The sequence below is a fragment of the Microcoleus sp. AT3-A2 genome, from assembly GCF_036705685.1.
GTDB lineage: Bacteria > Cyanobacteriota > Cyanobacteriia > Cyanobacteriales > Microcoleaceae > Microcoleus.
Genome location: NZ_JAUBVF010000011.1, coordinates 35,607 through 52,047, shown reverse-complemented (window position 1 = coordinate 52,047; position 16,441 = coordinate 35,607). Strand labels below are relative to the sequence as shown.

The 16,441-nt window shown below is 47.5% G+C and carries 8 protein-coding genes; 3 read left to right on the top strand and 5 right to left on the bottom strand.

All coding sequences use genetic code 11. The features are described 5' to 3' along the window. Positions 1-51: 51 nt before the first annotated feature. From QUB37_RS09310 to QUB37_RS09295, 4 genes are all read right to left on the bottom strand, one after another. A complete protein-coding gene (locus QUB37_RS09310) occupies positions 52-2,943 on the bottom strand; it encodes a hybrid sensor histidine kinase/response regulator (protein WP_333161207.1) in 2,892 nt (963 codons plus the stop codon). Positions 2,944-3,174: 231 nt separating this feature from the next. Then, positions 3,175-8,967 carry a PAS domain S-box protein gene (locus tag QUB37_RS09305; protein WP_333161206.1) on the bottom strand — a complete coding sequence of 1,931 codons (5,793 nt, stop codon included), beginning with the start codon at positions 8,965-8,967 and terminating at the stop codon, positions 3,175-3,177. A 90-nt stretch (positions 8,968-9,057) separates the two neighbouring features. Beyond that, on the bottom strand, positions 9,058-9,561 hold the full coding sequence (locus QUB37_RS09300) for a chemotaxis protein CheW (protein WP_333161205.1): 504 nt from the start codon (positions 9,559-9,561) through the stop codon (positions 9,058-9,060). Between the two features lie 258 nt (positions 9,562-9,819). Beyond that, positions 9,820-10,185 carry a response regulator gene (locus QUB37_RS09295; protein WP_333161204.1) on the bottom strand — a complete coding sequence of 122 codons (366 nt, stop codon included), beginning with the start codon at positions 10,183-10,185 and terminating at the stop codon, positions 9,820-9,822. A 930-nt stretch (positions 10,186-11,115) separates the two neighbouring features. Between QUB37_RS09295 and QUB37_RS09290 the strand changes: the two genes are divergently transcribed. Both QUB37_RS09290 and QUB37_RS09285 read left to right on the top strand, forming a co-directional pair. Next, positions 11,116-11,850 carry a phosphoadenylyl-sulfate reductase gene (locus QUB37_RS09290; RefSeq protein WP_333158602.1) on the top strand — a complete coding sequence of 245 codons (735 nt, stop codon included), beginning with the start codon at positions 11,116-11,118 and terminating at the stop codon, positions 11,848-11,850. A gap of 294 nt (positions 11,851-12,144) precedes the next feature. Then, entirely contained in the window at positions 12,145-13,122 is a 978-nt protein-coding gene (locus tag QUB37_RS09285; RefSeq protein WP_333161203.1) for a class II fructose-bisphosphate aldolase, read from the top strand. Between the two features lie 53 nt (positions 13,123-13,175). Here QUB37_RS09285 and QUB37_RS09280 read toward each other — a convergent pair whose 3' ends face one another. Continuing rightward, positions 13,176-14,015: a Uma2 family endonuclease gene (locus QUB37_RS09280; RefSeq protein ID WP_333161202.1), complete on the bottom strand. Its 840-nt coding sequence runs from the start codon at positions 14,013-14,015 to the stop codon at positions 13,176-13,178. Positions 14,016-14,177: 162 nt separating this feature from the next. On the opposite strand from QUB37_RS09280, the gene QUB37_RS09275 reads away from it, so the two are divergent. Beyond that, positions 14,178-16,385 carry a Tex family protein gene (locus QUB37_RS09275; protein WP_333161200.1) on the top strand — a complete coding sequence of 736 codons (2,208 nt, stop codon included), beginning with the start codon at positions 14,178-14,180 and terminating at the stop codon, positions 16,383-16,385. Positions 16,386-16,441: the final 56 nt, after the last annotated feature.

Below are 16,441 nucleotides of genomic sequence, written 5' to 3'. Positions count from 1 at the left end.
AAGTTTTGTTGGAGATTAGGGATTATTTGATGAAAAATTTGAGATTGTCGATTAAATTATTGATTGGTGGATTAATTTGGGGATAGCTTGTAAAAGTTGGGCTTCGCTGTAAGGTTTCGTGAAATATTGATTTGCGCCTAATTCCATTGCCATTTGCCGATGTTTTGCCCCGCTACGGGATGTCAGCATAGCTACAGGAATCTTAGCAAACCGCTCAGTCGATCTGATCGATCGCAACAATTCAAATCCATCCATCCGGGGCATTTCAATATCCACGATCGCCAAACTGCAATCAAGACCATTTTGCAACTTTTCCAGGGCATCCACGCCGTCTTTCGCCTGTACCACCCGGTAGCGAGCACGAGTCAGCGTCAGAGACAGCAACTGGCGAATTGTATAGGAATCATCCACTACCAAAATCTGCGGTGACTTACTCGCACTCGGCGGTATCTCCTGCAGTTTACCGGAGACAGCGGCGATCGAACTATTTACCACAGGTTGACCCACCAAATCGTCCACATCCAGAATATTCACCACGCGCCCGTCCCCCAAAATCGTAGTCCCCAAAACGCCACGAGGCTTGGATAGAGGCGGTGGCAAAGGTTTAACCACAATTTCCTGCTGACCGATCAGCCGTTCCACGGCCACCGCCAGCATTCCTTCAGTAGAAGCCAAAACCAGGACAGGAATTTCGTCTTGGGTCAAAGGGTCAGGAGAGGGGGCATCCGGCGGGAGGACGCTGTATTCTAGCAAATCTTGCATTCTCACCAAACGAATAAATTCCTCCCGCCACCACAGCATCGGCTGATTGCCAGCAAGGTGAACTTCCGAGGCTTTAATGTGCAGAATTTCCTCGACTGCATCCAGCGGCACCGCTATTTTATTGTGATCGGTCTTCACCATCAAAGCATCAGTAATCGACAGCAGCAGTGGCAGTTTAATGATAAAACTGGTACCTTTTCCCAGGCGAGAGTCTACCTTCACAGTCCCCCGCACAGTCCGCAAATTTGTTCGCACCACGTCGAGCCCGACTCCGCGCCCCGAAAGGTCGCTGACGCCTTCTGTAGTGCTGAAACCCGGCCAAAACAGAAAATCGTAGAGTTCGGCAATGGAAAATTCTTGAGCTTGTTCCTCCGTCGCCAAACCCTTTGTGACAACTTTACGGCGAATGATTTCCGGGTCAATGCCTTTGCCGTCATCGGCGACAGTAATAATAGTTTGGCCGCCTTGGTGGCGGGCTTCTATTTCTATTTGACCGCTGGCCGGCTTGCCGCTTGCTTGCCGAACTTCGGGCATTTCGATGCCGTGGTCGAAAGCGTTTCTCACTAAGTGTATTAAGGGGTCGCGCAAAGCATCGAGCAAACTTTCGTCAATTTTGGTATCTCTTCCCACTAGCAGCAGGTTGACATCTTTATCATATGTGAGGCACATCTCCCGCAGCGCTCTGGGCAAGTGATCGACGGCGCGACTGAAACTCACGACTCGCAACTGCATGACGCGGCTGCGTAGTTGTTCGGTAATGCGGCGCAGTTGGTCGGTACTGCGCTCGAATTTTATGGCTAAGGTGTCTAATTTGGTGGCGGAGTGAGAAATTGCTTGGGCAGTTTCGATGACTTCTGCGGCTGTCGAGTGGAACTCTGTATAACGATCCATCTCTAAGATATCGAAGTGAGCATGAACCGGAGAGGATTTGCCGTTAGCAATCATGGGGAATTCTGTTTCTACTGCTGCAACTTTTCCCAATCCAGAGCTCCCGTTTCCCCCTCTCCACTCTGCAAAGCTCAGTCTGTCGTATTCTTCTCGCAACTGACCGCCGAATTGGCTTAAATCTACGATATTGCGGCGGATGCGCTTGACTTCGCCGCGCAGTTCGGATTCTTGAAGTTCTAAATTTGTACGGTTGATGACTAATTCCCCGACTAGATTCACCAATTCAGTTAAGCGTTCTAAGTCTACCCGGATTGTCGGCCTTTGCGGGTTGGCGACTGGGAGAGTCGGGGAGGGGGGGACAGTCGGGGAGGGGGAGGGGGAGATTTCCGGGGGAGTCGGGGAGTCGAGGAGTCGGGGGGAGTCGGGGGGAGTCGGGGATGGGAAGTTTTCCGGGGGAGTCGGGGAGTCGGGAAGTCGGGGGGAGTCGGGGGGAGTCGGGGAGGGGGAGGTTTCGGGGATGTCGATCGCCCTTCCTTCCAATATTTGTTGGCGTGCGGTTTGCAAGTTTTGGGCGATCGCCCAACCCTCGGATTGCAAGCGTTGTAGAGTCAAGTCGGGAGAGTCGATCAAAGCGCTGAGGGCTGCGGCGACTTTCCCAAAATCCGGCAATTGCAGCATTCCAGCCAAACCGGAGAGTTGGTAGTAAACCTGGTTGAGGGCGGTGACGCTTTTTGCCAAATCTGCCTCGGAAGCTTGGGAAAGCTCGGTTTCTAGGCGATTGAAGAGTGCCGGCACTTGCTGTTCAAAAATCAGTTTCAGGGTGTCGGGGGCGGGCGATTGGCTGACTGCGGGGACTGGTGGCTGTTCTGACTTGCCGTACTTAGCCTGGAACTGATCGAAAATTTGGGCGATCGCCTCCAAGTTTTCCGTTTGATCCGGAGTTGTGATATCGGAGTGTTGAATTGATTCGAGCGCAATCTTTTTGAGAGCATCCACCCCTTGCAGCAAAACACTCACAGTAGTCGGTTCCAGGGCCGACAAGTCTGTGCGATCGCGCAAAATGACAAAACAATCCTCCAGCGTGTGAGCCGCCGCCGATACGTTTTGAAAGCCCAACATCGAACCTGCACCTTTAATCGAGTGCGCCGCCCGAAACATTTCTTTAACTGCAGCTTGTCGCTCTTTCAAACCCGCAGCTTCCATCGCCAGCAGATTCGTCTCCATTGACTGGAGAAACTCTTCGCATTCTGCGGTAAAAGCATCTATTAATTCGTTTAAATCGTCATCATTCATATTAGTTTGTTGTCTGTTGTCTGTTGACTGTTGACTGTTGGCAGTTAACAGTTGTCTGTGGGCAGTTTTTTTATATATGTACCCCGTTATTTAACTGTAATTGTTGTCAGGGTGGGTTCACGATTATCTATAAATTCGCATTCAGGATATTCGTCAACTCGCCCCGGCAACAACGATAGTTATTAGTGATTCGTATAACTGTCAACTGTCAACTGTTAACAGTCAACGGAACTAACTGCGGAAATTCGCCACCGACTTTTGCAATTGGCCCAGAGAACCAGACAACTCGTCCAAAGATGCTTTGACATCCGCACCTTTTTGGGCAGTCGTATTAGCAATCTCGTTGACTTGCTGCATACTGTTAGCAATTCCCTCAGCCGAAACAGTTTGCTTGGCAGATGCGATAGTAATATTCTGCACCAAAGCATTCATTTCTCGACTAACTTCGATGATGGCATTGAGGTGAGTTTTAGCTTCGCTTGCCAGCTTAGTGCCTTCCACTACCTCCAGCGTCCCCGATTCCATTGCCTTCATCACGCGGCTGATTTCTTCTTGAATTGTACCGACAATTTCCGAGATTTCCTCAGTAGCGCCGGCGGATCTTTCTGCTAATTTCCGCACTTCTTCGGCAACAACTGCAAAGCCTAAACCTTGTTCGCCGGCTCGCGCCGCCTCAATAGTAGCATTCAGAGCTAATAAATTAGTTTGCGAAGCAAGTTGAGAAATCGAAGTCACAATTTTGCCAATTTGCTGCGAAGATTCGCCCAAACGCTTCATCATTTTTGAGGTAGAGGCGATCGTCAACCGGAGCCCGTTAATACCTTCGACAGCTCGATCGACCGCCATACCGCCGACTTCAGCCGTTTGAGAAGACTGCTGAGCCACTGTTTCGGCGCGCACCGAAACATCTCGCACGTCGCGGATCGAATTCACAATCCGCTCGATTTCGCGCATGATGGCAGATATTTTTGCTGCTTGAATTTCCGCCTGTTGAGTGAGTTGACTGGTATTGTTAATTGACTCGCCCGTGGCAGATGTTACCTGTTCGGCTAAAGTTTGAATTCCAGTTACCACTTTCCGCAGAGAACCGATTAAGAAGTTGAAAGAGTCGGCGACAGCACCTAAAACGTCGTTAGTCACTTCCGCCCTGACTGTCAAGTCGCCTTGAGCCGCCCCTTTAATTTCTCCCAACAATTTGAGGACTTGCTGCGTCAGAGAATCAGCTTCAGCTTTACGTTCGGCTGCCAATTTTTCCAGTCGTTCTTCTGCTTCTTTGCGCTCGGTGATGTCAAAGCGAATGGCGATATATTTGACTATTGTGCCGCTGGTATCAAAGATGGGGGAGATCGTGGAATCTACCCAGTAAAACGAGCCATCTTTGCGTCGGTTTTTGATTTTCCCTTTCCACACCAAACCGCGAGAAAGTGTCACCCACATTTCTTCAAAAAATGATTTGGGATGGTAGCCGGAATTGATAAGGCGGTGGTTGCGGTGCAGGAGTTCTCCCATGCTGTAACCGGAGATTTCAATGAATCTGTCGTTGACGTAGGTAATCATGCCTTGGACATCAGTTTCGCTGACGATCGCCGATTCGTCTAGGGCATTCTGCCGAGTTTTGAGTTCTTGCAGCAAGCGTTCCTGTGCCTCGGCTAACTGCTGCATTTGCTGCTGAGATGCTCTTTGTTCGGTGACGTTGCGGCAAACGACTACGCCGCCTTTAAGCGCCCCCGTTTCGTCTTTGAGCGGCCGGCCGTTAATTTTCACCCACAGGCCCTCTGGCTTCCCTCTGTGGCGGGTGAAAAGCTCTACTTCGTCAGAGGCTTCTCCTCGAACCGCCCGCGCTAAAGGTATGTCCGCTGGGGGATAGGGAGTTACGGTATCGGGCAAGAATAAACCGTATCTTGCCGACCATTCGTCGGGAAGAGTATCTGTCGAACCCGTGCCAAAGATATCTTGGGCGGCGGGGTTGAACAACACAAAATTGTTATTTTCGTCCGCAGCAATTATGCCGTCGCCAATGCTATTTATTAGCAGTTGCAAGAGATTGCTTTGCTGCCGCAATTGGCCTTCGGAACTGGCTAATTGGGCTGTTGTTTTTTCCAGTTGCACCATCGCCTGTTTGCTTTCGGTAACGTCGCGAGCAACTGCATACATAAGCTGTTGTTCGGTTTCAGGTCGCACTTTCCACGACAGCCATCTGTAGGAACCGTCTTTGCAACGGTAGCGATTTTCAAAAAACTTTATTTCGATGCCCTCGGTTATTCTTTTTGCTGCGGCTATGCTTTCTTCGCGATCGTCTGGATGGAGGAAATTGAGAAAAGATTGGTCTTGCACTTCTTCTAGGGTGTAGCCGAGGGTGGTTTCCCAAGCGGGATTGAGGCGCTTGAATGTGCCTTCAAAATCTAAAATACAAACCAAGTCTAGGGAAAGGGTAAAAAATCGATCGCGCTCTTCTTCTGCTTTTTTGCGATCAGTAATTTCGATCGCCACACCGCCGACACCGATGGGTTTGCCGTCAGATCCGGGCAAAGGAAAGTATGAAGCCAGCCAATCTCGCATGACACCTGGTTGGTTGACGGTTGTGCCCGACACCTCAATGTTTAAAAACGGTTGGTTGGTGGCGAGAATCTGCTCCAACATCGGCTGTAGGGTATCGAGCCTTTCGGGTACAACTTCCCTCACCGTCTTGCCGAGGTATTCGGCAACTGAGGCGCCGAGGGTTTCCGCTAATTTCTCGTTAACTTGGACGAAGCGCAACTGCTCGTCAAAAATAAACATTGAGGCCGGGGCGGCTGTGAAAAATGCGTCAAAGCGGGTTTGACGCAAAACTAATTCTCGTTCTAGGGCTTTGCGATCGCTGATGTCGCGAGCTTCTGGAATCAGCAGCACGACTTTGCCGCTGTCGTCTACGATCGGCTTGAGGGAGAAGTCCACAGTTATCACAGCACCCCCAGCAACGAGCACGTCGGCTTCGTAGCGGACTACCTCGCCGGCGGCAGCTTTTATGAGCGCTGCTTGCACTTTTTGCTTGGCTTCTGGGGAAATTTGCCACCACAAATTATCTGCAAACTGCGTGCCTACGAAGTCTTCGCGCTCCAGTCCGGCGATGTCGAGGGCTGTTTGGTTGGCTTCCAAAACGGTTCCGTCTGGTTTTAGCAGCCCCACTAATTGGAACGATTGGTCAAAAATGGCTCGGAATAGTCTTTCGCGCTCGCGCAGCATCTCTTCTGCACGCTTGCGATCGCTGATGTCGCGAGTAACTGTTGCCAACCCGATAGGCTCGCCGGTTTCTGGGTGTTTGACGGTAAATATGGTGAAGTCAACCGGAATGTTTTCGCCGGTTTGAAAGTTCCTCAAGCGGAATTCACCCTGCCAAAAACCGTCTCGCACAGTAGGGGGCAGGATTTCTTGTTGGAAAAACTTAACATCTTCTGCACAGAAGAACTCATAAACACTTTTGCTTTTGACTTCTTCAATATTTGGCAATCCTACTAGGTTCATTCCAGCGGGATTCAGGTATGTTGCCTCTCCCTCCAGGGTGGCAGTGCCGATAAAATCCGAGCTGCTTTCTACGATCGAAATCAATCTTTGCTTTTCGATTTCGGCTTGCTTGCGCTCCGTGATGTCGTTGTTCGTTTCTAAAATTGCTTTGGGTTTTCCCTGTTCGTCTCGCTGCAAATTCCAGCGACTGAATACGGTAATTTTTGTGTCATAATTGGTGGTGTGAATTAATTCACCTTCCCAATAATCCTGCTCTTCTAACTGTGCCAAAATAGCGGCTAAAGGCTGGGGAAAAATGGTGTGCAATATAGTATGGGTGACTTTCCCCAAAGCTGCTTTTTTTGTCCAGCCGTACATCCGTTCGGCTCCCTGATTCCAAAAATTAATCGTGCCGTCAATATCCCGAACGATCAAGCCATCGCTGGCAAGATCGAGCATTTGCAAGTTCTGCTGCAAGGTTTGTTCTACGCGCTTGCGTTCTGTAATGTTGCGGGCGATGGTTGAGAGAAATTCAATTTCTCCCTTTTCGGATTTGTGAGCAATAATTACTTGAGAAACTGGTATTTCTTTGCCGTCTAAAGTTTGCCAAATTGTCTCACCGCTCCACGCCCCGTCCCGGCAAGCTGCGGGGATGCCGACATTCATAATAGTGTCAATACTTTTGGGCGATGTCAGGTCGGAAATGTTGACTCCGGCTACATCTGCGTTTTCGGCAACTTTCAGCATTTCTCTGGCGGCACGGTTGAGATAAATGGTGCGCTGTTGGGTGTCGGCTATGCCTACCCAGTCTGTTGTGGTTTCTAAAATTGCTTTGAACCGCAATAGTTCTTGTTCAGATTTGCGACGATCTGTGATGTCGCGCGCGAAGCCGACCATTCCTAAAATGTTGCCTTCTGCATCTTTGAGGGCCAATTTCTGGGTGTCAAAGGTGTGTACTTGGCCGTCGGCTAAGGTGGCTAAGTCGTTGGAGGCCGGCGCGAGGTGGTTGCCGCCCCGGAAGTTTTGGATTTGGTTCTCGGAATCGGTTTCGGCGTGGAAGTTGGCGAAGATTCGATCGACCGATATGCCTATTTCTGTGTCGTCTTTGCCGATAATTTCTGCTTGAGTTTTGCCGAAGGCGGCGGCGAAACCTGCATTGACTAGGGTGTAGCGCAAGTTTCGATCTTTGACGAAGATGCAGTCTGGCGTAGCATCAATGACTGTTCGCAGCAAGTTTTGGGAACTTTCTACTTCTGCCAGTGTCTGCCGCAGTTGTTCTTCCATTTCCACGCGATTGGTGATATCTCTAATCGCGCAAACGAGAAATTTCCTGCGGTCGGCATCTACAAAGGTACATTTTTTGGCGGAGAGAAAGCGCGTCTTTCCTGCTCGGTCTGTGATGGTTTTTTGGATTTCGGTGCTGGTATTTGTCAAGAAAACTAATTCGTCTTTTTCTCGATATGTCTGTGCTTCCTGTTTGGACAAGAACAGGTCGTATGATTTGCCAATTAGTTCTTCTCTGCTGTGATTTATGTATTGACAAAAGGCATCGTTTAATATTATCCAGCGGTGCTGTTGGTCTTTGACATAAATCGGGTCGGGGATGCTGTTGAGGATGTTGTTTAAGAATTGTTCTGAGGCTTTTAATTGCTCTTGGGCTGCGGTGCGATCGCGAATTTCCTGTTCCAATTGTACGTTAGTTTGCAGGATCTGCTCGGTTCTTTCATTCACTCGCTGCTCTAGTTCTGCGGTTAGCTGCTGCAATGTGGCTTCTGCCTGTTTGCGCTGGGTAATGTCGCGGCCTTCGGCGAGGATTTGAAATACTTCTCCTGTTTCATTTAACAGCGGCTTAAACGACACGTCCATTACTGTCACATGGTTGTTGGGGCCGGTGATTTCGTATTCTTCCCGGACAAACTTGCCGGCGGAGACTTGTTTTATGTTTGTTTTTAGGCGCTGCTGGTTGGTTGGAGATGATGCCCACGAAGGTGTCAGCCAAAATTTCAGCCCCAAGACTTCTGATGGTTGCAAATCGCCCAATTCTAGCGCTGTCTGATTTGCTTCGATCAGAGTACCGTCTGGCTCCAATAATGCGAACACTTGAAAAGCTTGGTCGAAGATGGCGTGAAATCGCTGGTTAGTTTCGCTCAGTGCTTGTTCTGTTTCTTTTTTAGAACTCAGGATTTGCTTGGAACCTACTAAGAATCCGTAGCGGTTGGACAAACTCAAAAAAACGAGCGCCGCCATTACAGTTATCCAATCGAAGACAGTTTGTGCCACCGGAGAGTGCGGCAGCCCTAGGTATTGGGCGGCGTGGCCGCTGTGGCCGAAAGCGCAGCTCCAAAATATGGCTGCTGTGGCTGTGGCGAAGATGTCGAACCCGAATTGACGGTTTCGCCACAAACCTAAGCTGATTATCCAGGCGATGGCAAAGTAACACACACAAATGATGCAATTAGCAGCTCCAGCTACCACCGATTGGGAGAAGTCAGGCAACGTCAGAGTGAATGTCGTTGCGATCCAGGTATAGAGAATTTTGATCATAAAATTAAGGATGGGCAAATCGGATGCGGGCGATCGTTAGTTAAAATTATTGATGCAAAGCCGTTGCAGACTTATCTGTATTGTTGATTTTTACCAGCGTTCGGAATGGGCGATCGCTTCTACATCGACAATCATTAGCAAGCGTCCTTCGGAATTGTACAGACCTTTTAAGAATGGAGCTAGGTCGGGACTCACATCTAGTGCTGAGACAATGCGATCGGGATTGAGAGGTAAAACTCCTTCGACGCGGGAGACGGCTAATCCCAGGCTGATTCTCGACAACAATCTCACGTCTCGCGGATCGGGCGCTTCTACCACTAAGATGCGGCTGTTTGAGTGGTAGGTGTCAACCGACTCAATACCGACAAACAGTCCGAAGTCTGCTGCTGCTAAGATTTCGCCCCGCAAGTTGGTTAATCCCAGCAAAAATGGCTGGGTGTTGGGAACCAGGGAAATCGGTTGTTCATTGAGGGAAAGGACTTCCCGCACTGCATCTAACTCTATGCCGAACAGACTCCCTCCTTGACCGAACAGGAGAAATTGCTTTGTTGCACTTGTCTGATTCCCCCCAGCGGGGAGAGTCGTTATTTTCATGGATTATTTTTAGTTTCTAGTGTAGCTTACAAATTAAAGTTTTGCTTTGACCCTAAAGCCGATCGCCGATCGATTCTTTCAGCATCAGTTTTGGTGCCTCAAATGTTTCCGTTAGATAAATCGCGGGTTGAGCAAATAAGCAGGTCGCTATCATTAAACATAAAACTTTTAGGGGTTTCAAAAACCCAGTTTCTTAAAAAAAAAGGGGTTTGTCTGTATAATGTTTTTTGAGAAGCTGCCGATGACTTTATATTTTGTTTACGCCGAAAGCAGGCGCTGCACTATGTGGACGAGTTGCTGAGGTTCAAAGGGTTTGCTGACGTAAGCATCGGCCCCTAAATCTGTTCCCCAAGCTTTATCAATCTCGGTGTTTTTATGAGTACAAAATACTACGGGCAATTTTGCAGTTGCGCGATCGCCCCGCAATTCTCTGATCACTTCAAACCCGTTCATTCGTGGCATCACTACATCTAAAACGACCAAAGCCGGAGGGGTTCTGCGGATCATGGCGATCGCCTCTTCGCCGTCGCCTGCCCGGATCACATCCAATCCGGCATCTTGAAGAATTCGGCAGATGATTTCTAGTTCGCTCTTAACGTCGTCCACTACTAAAATTTTTGACATAATTCCACACTTCCTTGCTCTTATTGACAGCGGACTACGTTTATTCAGAAGCTGGCGCGATCGGCGGCGATGGGACTAGACCGCTTTACGGACAAATTAATGTACTTCCAAATACAATATAGCCGATCGTATGGCTGAAGGTTGGCGGTCAGCGACAAAAAGCGATAAAAATTTACTTTACTAACTAAATTGCTCTGAATAAATTAATCGGCAATTAGTAATTGATTCGTGGTAATTCGCTGTTTTAAAACCAACAGATATCAGGAGAAAGATCGATGACCGGACCAAAGCCGGATTTTCTACGTATTTTTTTAGCTTTATTCCCAATAAGCTAATCTAGTGCAGTGCCTAAATGATGTTATCTAAAATATTTAATTAGCGGTATTTACAGCGATTTAAAAGGATCTATAGCGGTGTCAATACTGGTATTAAAATAATTTTTTTCCGTTCAAATACAGCACAATATCGCTTAGCAAGCGCTATTATTTAATTAATAAGACAAGTCAAATTTTAGGATTGTAACAATGACATTTAAATGATTTTATTGTGTGTGATTTATAATTGGGGCGCAAATTCAATGGATCGCGCGGCAGTCCCATTTTAGCCAGTAGAGGAGTGTTGGGTTCACCAAAACTGCTACCAGCAGGCGATCGCCATCCTTGAGCTTGATTGTGGGTTCAGCCGCAAAGACTGCTGCAAGATGCGGTCAATCGATTTTAGATTTTAGATTTTAGACTTTAGAATTGAAGAAGCGCTCCCACTGATAAATCCGGGGGCTGGTGATGAGCAGTCGGAGTTTTTTTCTCTCTTCACGGATGAATCCGGCGGCCCCGGACGAAATTGCTTGATTGTCAAATTAGCCGCTGAGAGAGAGACGGCGATCGGCTATAATAAAGGGCTAGAGGAAAAGAACACCGAAAATCCGAAAATATGGTTGCCATCCAAAGAAATCTCAACATTGCCGCGCTAGAAGCAGAATACAGTCAAAAAACACCGCGAGACATTCTCAAATTTGCCCTAGAAAATTTTGACAATATCTCCATTTCTTTCAGCGGGGCTGAAGATGTAGTTCTGATCGATCTTGCCTCAAAAATCACCAAGAATTTCCGCGTTTTCACCCTAGACACCGGACGATTGCACTCAGAAACTTATCAGTTTTTGGATCAAGTCAGAAAACATTACGGCATTAAATTAGAAGTAATGTTTCCCGATGCAGCAGAAGTACAAGCCCTAGTAGAAGAAAAGGGATTGTTTAGTTTTTATCAAGACGGTCACAAAGAATGCTGTGGCGTGCGGAAAGTCAAGCCGCTGCGCCGCAAATTGAATACTCTCGATGCTTGGATTACCGGTCAGCGCAAAGACCAAAGTCCCAGTACCCGCAACGGTATTCCGGTTATTGAAGTTGACACTGCATTCTCAACTCCTGATCATGAATTAATTAAATTCAATCCCTTAGCAAACTGGTCTTCGGCAGAGGTTTGGGAATACATTCGCGCTTTGGATGTGCCTTACAACAAGTTGCACGAACGCGGTTTTGTAAGTATTGGTTGCGAACCTTGTACCAAGCCGATTTTGCCGAACCAACACGAACGCGAAGGTCGCTGGTGGTGGGAAGAAGCGACCGTAAAAGAATGCGGTTTGCACGCTGGTAACGCACAAACATAGTAAATCACTCAAGGAGTAAGGTGCGCTAGGCTCACCAAAAAAATAGTAGGGTGCGCTAGGCGCACCTTACCCAAGAATAAATGCACTTCACATAAATTCTAGCCGAAGAATTCGCAATTAAAATAAACACAAATTAAGCTGAGCTTGCCCTTGAAATTTGATATAATGATCGACATTCAGAATAAAAGCTAGCGGAAGAATTCGCAATTAAAATAAACACAAACTAAGCTGAGCTTGCCCTTAAACTTGGATAGAATGATCAATATTCAGAAAAGTTTTTAAAGTAGGTACTATATGCTCGCGTCAACTAGCGAATTGCTGAACACGGCTTTGAGAAATGGTTATGCGATCGGCGCTTTTAACGTCTATAACCTCGAAGGAGTAACAGCCGTCATCAAAGCGGCAGAAGCGCTGCACAGTCCTGCTATACTGCAAATTCATCCCAGTGCCCTCCAATACGGAAAATCGCCTTTAGTCGCGCTGTGCATCAAAGCGGCCCACAAATCTTTAATGCCGATCGCAGTACACTTAGATCACAGCACCTCAGAAAAAGAAATTCACCTCGGCTTAGCCGCCGGCATCAAATCCATTATGGCAGACAGTTCTTTTTTGCCATACGAACAAAACTTAATATTTAGCCGAGAAATGACTAAATTAGCCCATGCTAACGGTGCGGCAGTTGAAGCAGAAATCGGCAGAATTAGTGGCAGGGAAGACGGTTTGACAATCGATGAGAAAGCTGCAAAAATGACCGATCCAGCGGCAGCAGTAGAGTTTATCAAAGAAACTAATGTGGATTTTTTAGCCGTAACAATTGGTAACGTTCACGGCAAATATTTAAGCGAACCAAAACTAGATTTTCCGCGTCTGGCAAAAATCAGGGCTGCTGTTTCAGTGCCGTTAGTGATGCACGGTGCTAGCGGTTTGCCGGGATCAATGATTCATGAGTGTATTAAATTCGGAGTATCGAAATTTAATGTGAATACCGAAGTTCGCGAAGCTTATATGGACGTGTTAAGAAGTAGCATTTCTTTGTCAGAGCCGGATTTGTTGGAAATAATGGAAAAAGCTATCAATGCCATGCGATGGGTCATTTCTGACAAACTGCAACTTTTCGGTTCTGTCGGTCAAGCTTATTTGCATCAATCTCCCTACGCGGATGACTTGACCGCAAAGATTACCAGCAACAAACAAACAAGCCACAACCAATCAAGTTGCGATCAAATGTTAAAGCCTGTGTATAGTGAGGCCTTCAGTCTTATGGTGAAGTAAAAAAACTAAAGTCCTGACTGCGAATCAGTTTTTAGTCAGGACTTCAGTCCTCTCTAACCGTTTAAAAATCGATCGGGATCTATGCCAGATTCCCGCAGTCGCCGAATTAAAGATTGCAATTGAGCTTCCGCTGACTCGGCCCGCTGCCGTTGCTGTTCCGCTTCAGTCAGAATCCAATTGCCATCAACATCATACCAGCGCAACCACAATCGATCGATTCCCTGAAACTCTCCTTGCCACAAACCCAAGCCCAAACTTAGGTCAGGAATCCACACTCGCGACTCGGGCAATTCTAATTCTTGATAGTGTCCGCCCTTCAATTCAAACACTCGCAATTTGTTAGTATAGCGGCTGAAAACGGCATAAATAGGAACCCGCAAAATTTGCTCGTAAACCTCCCATTTTCGGGGCGGTTCCTCCTTCGTCTCTGCCTCTAAAACTTGCCCGTTATCCGTAGTGCTTCCCGACTGAGGTGGCAACTTTTCCTCATCGGTATTTTCGCCTAAATCTTCTTTTTCCGTTCCCGGCGAAAGGAGTTCTACAATTACAAAAGGATTCACGCCTTCCTGCCAAGTAACATAACTCATCCGCAGTTCGGATCGATCGTAAAGTCGGGGAACTCCCACAACTCCAAACCAATCCGGCTGCTTGTGCCACAGAGTGTGATGCACGTCATAATAAAGGTTCATGTCGGTGCCGCTAAATATCTCAGAAGCTGGATAATTCCGAGGTCGAAACGTCAGGCTCAACAACTGCGGCTGCAAATCGTGAAATTCGTCAGGCAAACCAGGTTCCTCCGGGTCTTCGCTGGGTAAATCGTACATCGTCGGCAGCGTTTCTCTGGGCGATCGCGGCGGATCGGTTTGCGGCACAGGATATTTAAAAGGAAACATATAATATTGAGAAATGACTGCATTTATGCTAACATCATTTTTATACTTGCCAGACGATCGCAAACACCCTGTAAAACGTTGATTTCAACCTTTTCTTCCTCTCTTTTGTGAAGTCAATCTCACCTCTCAAATCTAAAATCGACTGATCCGAAATTCTGCACTATGATCGACATTCCTCAACTGATTGCTCAAGAACTTTCCATTAATCTGTCTCAAGTCAATAATGCTCTGGAACTTTTCGCAGAGGGAGCAACAATTCCGTTTATTGCCCGCTACCGCAAAGAACGCACGGATTTGCTGAATGAAATTCAGTTACGGGATATCTCCGATCGCTTCACCTATTTGACGGAAATTGAAGAGCGCAAAAAGTCGATTTTAGAGACGATTAGCTCTCAGGGTAAACTCACTGAAGAACTGCAAGCTAAAATCGAATCGTGTTTGCAAAAAAACGAACTAGAAGACCTTTATCTGCCTTACAAACCCAAGCGGCGGACGCGAGCCACAATTGCTAGGGAAAAAGGTTTGGAACCGCTGGCGAATTTTATCAAATGTCTGAACTTACCGACGGCTAAACCAGCAGATTTTGAGGCGGAAGCAGCTAAATACATTTCGGAAGAAAAGGGAGTTAAAACAGCAGAAGAAGCTCTCAAAGGTGCTGCGGATATTTTGGCGGAAGCGGTTTCGGAAAAAGCCGAATTGCGGGCTTATTTGCGAGAGTTTTTGATGAAAACAGGAGTTTTTATCTCGAAAATTAAAGAGGATTTCCCGGAAGGAAGCACTAAATTTGAAATGTACCGCAATTATCAAGTTGCAGCGAGAAGCGTTCAGTCGCACAATATGTTAGCGCTGTTTCGCGGGGAAACGGAAGGAGTCTTAGATTTGGAACTGGCCTTTGATGAATCCGCAGTGATGGCTTATTTGGAAGGTCAGGAAATTAGAACTAGGATACCGGAAGTTAAAGAGTTTTATCGATCGACTTTGAAGGATGCCTTCAACCGACTGATGAAGACTTCGTTAATTACAGAAGTGCGATCGCACAACAAAGCCGTCGCTGATATCGAGTCGATCGCCACTTTTGAAACCAACCTCCGCGAGTTGCTGCTGTCGGCGCCGGCGGGAATGAAACCGACACTGGCGATCGATCCGGGATTTCGCACGGGGTGTAAAGTTTCCGCCCTCGATGAAACCGGGCAATTTTTAGAATATCAAGCCATTTTCCCCCACCAAGCGGTCGCTCAGCGACAGCAAGCTGGTAAAATTGTCAAGCATTTAATTGAAAAATATAAGATTGAATTAATCGCGATCGGCAACGGTACAGCTTCCCGCGAAACAGACGAATTTGTTTCGGAAGTTTTGGCCCAAATGGACAGGAAACCGATTAAAGTCATGGTGAATGAATCCGGTGCATCGATTTATTCAGCCAGCGATGTGGCGATCGCCGAATTTCCCGACCTCGACATCACCGTTCGTGGCGCAGTCAGCATCGGACGGCGCTTGCAAGACCCCCTCGCCGAACTCGTGAAAATCGACCCGAAATCAATAGGAGTCGGCCAATACCAGCACGATGTTGACCAAAAACTGCTCAAAAAGAAACTCGACGAAACAGTCGAAAGCTGCGTTAATTATGTCGGAGTTGACTTAAACACAGCCTCGAAAGAACTGCTGACATTTGTGTCAGGAATGACGGCAACAGTGGCCAAAAATATCGTTAATTACCGCAACGAAAACGGCGCATTTAAAAATCGCCGCCAACTCCTGAAAGTTCCCAAACTCGGGCCAAAAGCTTTTGAACAAGCAGCCGGATTTCTCCGCATTCGCGGCGGCGAAAACCCCCTGGACAATACCGCAGTTCATCCCGAAAGTTATCCTGTCGTGCAGGCTATCGCCAAGGATTTAGACTTGCCGCTGACAGGAATAACACAAATATCGGAAAAAATCAAGACTGTAAACATCAAGAAATATGTCACGGAAAAAGTCGGAGAACCAACACTCCGAGACATTATTTCCGAACTAGAAAAACCGGGAAGAGACCCGCGAGCCGAGTTTAAATATGCCACTTTCCAAGCAGGAATTAAAGAAATCTCCGACTTGCAAGTTGGGATGGAATTAGAAGGCATAATCACGAATGTAGCTAACTTTGGAGCCTTTGTTGATGTGGGAGTGCACCAAGATGGTTTGGTTCACGTTTCTCAATTAGCCGATCGATTCGTAGATGACCCCAACCAGATTGTTAAAGTCGGACAAGTTGTGAAAGTGCGGGTTTTGGAGGTGAATGAGAAGTTAAAGCGGGTTAGTTTGACGATGAAGCTGCAAGAAAAACCGCAACCGCAAAATGGCGAACGCCGGCTTCCGGCCCCGCGCCGACGTTGAAACTTTGGGGAAAGGTGAAAAAGGGCGATGGCGTCCCGCCCTCGCCCGTGCTACGG